This window comes from Caballeronia sp., from assembly GCF_028292365.1.
Lineage (GTDB): Bacteria > Pseudomonadota > Gammaproteobacteria > Burkholderiales > Burkholderiaceae > Caballeronia.
This window is the reverse complement of the sequence record NZ_JAQGMM010000155.1, coordinates 1-5,335: the sequence shown is the minus strand read 5'-3', so window position 1 is coordinate 5,335 and position 5,335 is coordinate 1. Positions and strand designations below refer to the sequence as shown.

5 protein-coding genes and 1 pseudogene are annotated in these 5,335 nt (G+C 64.9%); all 6 read left to right on the top strand.

The genetic code is table 11. The annotated features are described in order from the left end of the window. Nucleotides 1–533, top strand: a pseudogene (locus JWR14_RS09520) (methylenetetrahydromethanopterin dehydrogenase); the annotation flags it as partial. Continuing rightward, nucleotides 533–1,753 carry an ATP-grasp domain-containing protein gene (locus tag JWR14_RS09515; RefSeq protein WP_299705021.1) on the top strand — a complete coding sequence of 407 codons (1,221 nt, stop codon included), beginning with the start codon at nt 533–535 and terminating at the stop codon, nt 1,751–1,753. The pseudogene JWR14_RS09520 and the gene JWR14_RS09515, both read left to right, overlap by 1 nt. Then, the gene (gene mch / locus JWR14_RS09510; RefSeq protein WP_299705018.1) at nt 1,716–2,774 is read left to right on the top strand and encodes a methenyltetrahydromethanopterin cyclohydrolase; all 1,059 of its coding nucleotides are present in this window, start codon (nt 1,716–1,718) and stop codon (nt 2,772–2,774) included. The genes JWR14_RS09515 and mch overlap by 38 nt, the downstream gene beginning before the upstream one ends. Next, complete coding sequence (locus JWR14_RS09505) at nt 2,771–3,745, top strand: RimK family alpha-L-glutamate ligase (RefSeq protein ID WP_299705015.1); 975 nt, start codon at nt 2,771–2,773, stop codon at nt 3,743–3,745. Before mch ends, JWR14_RS09505 begins: the two co-directional genes overlap by 4 nt. Next, a complete protein-coding gene (locus tag JWR14_RS09500; protein WP_299705012.1) occupies nt 3,732–4,628 on the top strand; it encodes a triphosphoribosyl-dephospho-CoA synthase in 897 nt (298 codons plus the stop codon). Before JWR14_RS09505 ends, JWR14_RS09500 begins: the two co-directional genes overlap by 14 nt. Before the next feature lie 173 nt (nt 4,629–4,801). Continuing rightward, nucleotides 4,802–5,311 carry a formaldehyde-activating enzyme gene (fae, locus tag JWR14_RS09495; RefSeq protein ID WP_299705010.1) on the top strand — a complete coding sequence of 170 codons (510 nt, stop codon included), beginning with the start codon at nt 4,802–4,804 and terminating at the stop codon, nt 5,309–5,311. Nucleotides 5,312–5,335 lie beyond the last annotated feature (24 nt).

Sequence of the window (5,335 nt, the reverse complement as noted above, 5' to 3'; positions counted from 1 at the left end):
TACTGATTCTCGGCGGCACCGGCGCGGTGGGCCGCGTGGCCGCTGCCATGGCTGCATCGCTGGGCGCGCAGGTCCTGATAGCGAGCCATTCGGACATCGCCCGCGCGACCCGGGTAAGCGACGAAGTCAACCGGCGTTTCGATATCGCGACCACGGGCGTCTCGGTTCACACGCGCGATGAATTGCATCACGCGCTCGCGACCGCCGAGGTCGTGATGGCAACGGCGGTCGCGGGCGTACAGGTCATGAGCGCAGCCGACGTTGGGGTTGCAAAACACCTGCTGATCGCCGCCGATGTCAATGCGGTGCCACCCGAAGGTATCGCGGGCGTGCATGTGATGGACGACGGCAAACCGCTTGCCGGCGCGGTGCGTGAGGACGCACTTGCAATAGGGGCGCTTGCGATCGGCAACGTCAAATACCAGGTCGAACATCGCCTGTTCATGCGGATGCGCACCGGCGGCAAGCCGGTCTATCTCGGCTTTCCCGAAGCCTTCGATGAAGCTCGCGCGATCGTCGGCGGCCTCGCCTGATGCATCGTTCGTTCATGACGCCCGGCACCCGTTCAGCGCAGGCTCCTTACATCGCAGCCGTTGGTTTGTCGGCGCGCATGCTGGCGCAGTCCGCACGGCGCGCGGGCCTGAACGTAGCCGCGCTGGATATCTTCGGCGACCGCGACACGCGGCGCCATGCGCCGCTATGGTTCGATATCGGCGGCGAAAGTTTGTCGATCGACCCTCAACGTCTCTTCGATGCGCTTGAGCGTACGGCGCGGCTGCCACGCATGCTCGGCTTCGTGACCGGTAGCGGACTCGAGCCGCTGATGCAGGAATTGTGCAGTGCACTGCGATTGCCGCGCCTGATAGGGAATAGCGCCGACGCAACCGCAGCCGTGCGCGAGCCGCGCCGGTTTTTTGCGCTGCTGGATCGCCTGGGCATCGCACATCCGGAGGTGTCCTGCGCGGCTCCATTGGATCGCGCCGGCTGGCTCTTCAAACGCGCCGACGGCTGCGGCGGCACACATATAGAAGCGCTGGATACGACAGCGAACAAGCCGGCGGCTGACGGCTATTTCCAGCGCATGAGCGTAGGACGTTCGATGTCCGCCCTGTTTGTCGCCGCACGGCGAAAAGCGTTCGTCATCGGCTTTGCAGAGCAGCTCAGCCAATCCGTGGGCAACCGGCCGTTCCTGCACACCGGGTCGATCGGGCCCGCCGATGTCTCGCCGCAAATCATGGACGACGTCGCGACGGCAATCGGCGCGATCGTGGCGAACACGGGCCTCGTGGGGCTGAACAGCATCGACTTCCTGATGGACGGCGAGACCTTCCAGGTCCTCGAAATCAACGCGCGCCCTTCATCGACGATGACACTCTACGAGACCGCCACGCCCGAAGCATGGCCGCGCGGTCTGATCGCGTGCCACCTCGATGCCTGTCTCGATGGCCGCTTACCGATGCCCTGTCCGCCGGCTTCGACTCGATCAAAAGCCGGTCAGCGCGTGGTGTTCGCGCCGCGCAGCCTTATCGTCTCCGGCCCCTTCAGCGATGCCTGCCTGACCGACCCCGCGTGCCATGACGTGCCGCATCCGGGAGTACGCATCGGCGCGGGCGAGCCGGTCTGCACGCTCGTCGTCACGCAGCCCTCCACGTCCGCCGTCCGGGACGAACTCGAGCGCCGCGAAGCGCTCGTTTTGCAACGCATCGAAACCTGTCATGAGCACACTGATGCCGTCATCTCTTCTTCCGCCTGAACTCAGCGTCAACGCACTGAGCGAACGGCTCGCCAGCCGGCTCGTCGACCACGCCGCGCGGCTACGCATAGCCGTTTCGCGCACGCCCGACGGCACGGTGATCGTCGATGCGGGCATCGACGCACTGGGTGGCATTGAAGCGGGCGTGCTGATCGCGCGGCTGTGCATGGGCGGTCTCGGACGGGTTGCCGTGCGCACGAGTCTCGACGCAAATCCGCTCTGGCCGAGCATGATCGAGGTCCATACATCGTCACCCGTGCTCGCCTGCCTTGGCAGCCAGTACGCGGGGTGGAGCCTCTCGGCGACGAAGGAGCAAACCGGCGGCAAGAAGTTCTTCTCGCTCGGCTCAGGCCCGGCGCGCGCGCTGGCAGGCAAGGAAACGCTCTTCGATGAACTCGGCTATCGCGACCATCACGATCGCGGCGCGCTCGTGCTCGAAGTGGACCGTTTGCCGCCGCTAGTCGTCGTCGAAAAAATCCTGCGCGATTGCTCTTTGGCACCCGACAAACTCACGCTCGTCGTGACGCCGACACACTCTGTCGCGGGAACGGTGCAGGTCGTCGCGCGCGTGGTCGAGGTTGCACTGCACAAGACGCATGTGCTTGGCGTGGACCTCAGCGAGATCATTGAAGGCAGCGGCTCGGCGCCTTTGCCACCGCCCGCGCCCGACGCGATCCAGGCGATGGGCCGCACCAACGACGCCATTCTCTACGGCGGCCGTGTGCATCTGACAGTCAAAAGCGATGCCGTCGCGCAGCGGCTAGCGGCGGAATTGCCGTCATCGCATGCGCGTGATTACGGGCGTCCTTTCGCCGATATCTTCACATCGTTCAACTACGACTTTTATCAGATCGACCCCGCGTTGTTCGCGCCCGCCGAAGTGTGGGTCAGCAGCCTCGAAAGCGGCTTGACCTATCACGGCGGCAAGCTCGACATGGCGCTGCTCGACGCCCAATGGAGCGGCACTTCAGGCACTTCAGGCACCTCAACGCCGCAATCCGGCGGAGGGCAAACGCCATGAGCGCCGGGCTTCAGGTCGCCATCATGACCGACGAAACCGGCTGGCACACCGGGCGCCTGAAGAGAGCCTTCCTCGCGCGTAACGTGGACGCGCGCTGCGTGGATCTGGCGCAATGCCGCATAGATACCACGTGGGCGCCACACGGTCTCGCGATCCCGGGCTTCGGGCACGCACTGCCCGATGCGGTATTCGTACGCGGCATAGCGGGCGGAACATTCGAGCAGGTCACGCTGCGGCTCGGCATCTTGCACGCGCTGCGCGAATGCGGCGTGCCGGTCTACAACGACGCGCGCGCGATCGAGCGCAGCGTCGATAAATCGATGACCAGTTTCCTGCTCAACCTGCATGGCGTGCCGACGCCCGCCACGTGGGCAGGTGAATCGGCGGCCTTCGCGCAGCGGGTGCTGATGCGCGAGGCGGCCGCGAACCGCCGGGTCGTGCTCAAGCCGTTGTTCGGATCGCAGGGCAAGGGGCTGCGACGGCTGGGAGCCAACCGTCGTGACGGGTCGCTCGCACCCTTGCCGTCGTTGCGGGCATCGGGGCAAGTCGCTTATCTGCAGCGGTATGTGGAAACCGCGCGGCCGGGCTTCGACTGGCGCGTCCTCGTGATCGGCGGCCGAGCGGTCGCGGCCATGCGGCGCGTGGGCGGAAAAGGCTGGATTCACAACTTCGCGCGAGGTGCGAAATGCGAGCGCGTGCCGCTCGACCCTGTCCTTGCGGACACCGCCGAGCGGGCGACCCGCGCACTCGGCCTCGACTATGCGGGCGTCGACCTGATTCCTTCTCAGCGCGCGTCCAGCAGCAGCGACGATGAAAATCGGCCGCTGGTGCTCGAAGTTAACGGCGTGGCGGCATGGCGAGGCTTGCAATCGGTGACGGATCTCGACATAGCCGCCGCGCTCGCTGACGACCTGCTCAAGCGCAGGCTCGCTGCACACGCGCCTCTGAAGACTGGCGATGTCTTCCTATAGCGCCCTCTCCCTAGCAAAGGCAATAGCGGCTTTTTTACGGGCTTGCCGGCTCGATGTTGAGACTGCCAAGCCCGGCAATGTGAGCGTCAGCTACCCGGGCCACGGCATGACAGCGTCGCAATTCATCGCGAGCGCGGACGCCGCGGCGAACGCACTGTTCGCGCCCGGCGCGCCGGTCGGCACGCGGATTCTCGACGCGGTCAGCCGCACCCGCGAGACGGCCGGCTGCAATACCAACCTCGGCATCGTGTTGCTGGTCGCACCACTTGCCGCGGCGCTCGAGATCCACGGTGCCGACATCTGTGTCACCGCCTGGCGCACTGCAACGGAACGGGTGCTGGCCACGCTCGATCTCGACGATACCCGCGCCGCTTATCGAGCGATCGCGCTTGCGAATCCCGGCGGCCTGGGCGACGCGCCCGAACAATCGGTCCACGACTTGCCGAGCGTCGATCTCCGCACCGCGATGACACTGGCGGCCGGACGCGACAGCATCGCGCGGCAATATGCGAACGGATTTCGCGACGTGTTTGAAAGGGGCCTGGAAACCGTGCGCCGCGCTCAACGATCAGGACATTCGCAACCCGCCACGGCGATCACGCTCGACGTGTTCCTTGCGTTCCTGAGCGGCTGGCCCGATTCACACATTGTGCGCAAGCACGGCCTGCCCGTGGCGCAGAGTGTCACGCACGAGGCACGCAAGCGCCAGGACGCGATACACCGCGCGTTGGCTCGCGGCGGCCTCGCCAACGAACTGCTTGCCCTCGGCCAATGGGACGCGGAACTCAAGGCACAGGGCATCAACCCGGGCACGAGCGCGGATCTCACGGTCGCCACGATGTTCGTCGCGGGCGTCGCTGACGGCATCCCGGACGAAACCTGAGCGCACCTGAGCACGTGGTCCCACCCGACACTGCGGCGACAAGCCTGCCATTGGCACGGAACATGATAGGAACAGCCATGGTTCTCAACCGGCTCCGGGCGGCGTCAATCCACGCTGTTTGCGAGCTGACCGCCAAGCGGGCACATTCAATATCCAATCACTGGAGGAACAGCATGGCCAAAATCAACCGCGTCATGGTAGGCGAGTCGCTAGTCGGCGACGGCAACGAGGTCGCTCATATCGACTTGCTGATTGGACCGCGCGGCTCTGCTGTCGAAACCGCGTTCTGCAATGCCCTGACCAATAACAAGGACGGCTTTACGTCCCTGCTGGCGGTCGTCGCGCCTAACCTCATCACCCGTCCGAATACGGTGATGTTCAACAAGGTAACCATCAAGGGTGCGAAGCAGGCTGTCCAGATGTTCGGTCCCGCGCAGCATGCTGTTGCGCTTGCAGTTGCCGATAGCGTGGAAGACGGCACCATTCCGAAAGACGAAGCCGACGACATCTTCATTTGCGTGGGCGTGTTCATCCATTGGGAAGCTGACGACGACAAGAAAATTCAGGAGTACAACTACAAGGCAACCCGCGAAGCGATCCAGCGTGCTGTTGCTGGCGAGCCGAGTGCAGCGGACGTGGTTGCCAAGAAGGGCAGCGTCTCGCATCCGTTCGCGCCGAATTGACGCGTTGCGGGAGATTTCAGGTGG

Coding starts and splice junctions, on each gene's coding strand:
- JWR14_RS09500 (WP_299705012.1), top strand. CDS start 3,732: ATGTCTTCCTATAGCGCCCTCTCCCTAGCAAAGGCAATAGCGGCTTTT.
- JWR14_RS09505 (WP_299705015.1), top strand. CDS start 2,771: ATGAGCGCCGGGCTTCAGGTCGCCATCATGACCGACGAAACCGGCTGG.
- mch (WP_299705018.1), top strand. CDS start 1,716: ATGAGCACACTGATGCCGTCATCTCTTCTTCCGCCTGAACTCAGCGTC.
- fae (WP_299705010.1), top strand. CDS start 4,802: ATGGCCAAAATCAACCGCGTCATGGTAGGCGAGTCGCTAGTCGGCGAC.
- JWR14_RS09515 (WP_299705021.1), top strand. CDS start 533: ATGCATCGTTCGTTCATGACGCCCGGCACCCGTTCAGCGCAGGCTCCT.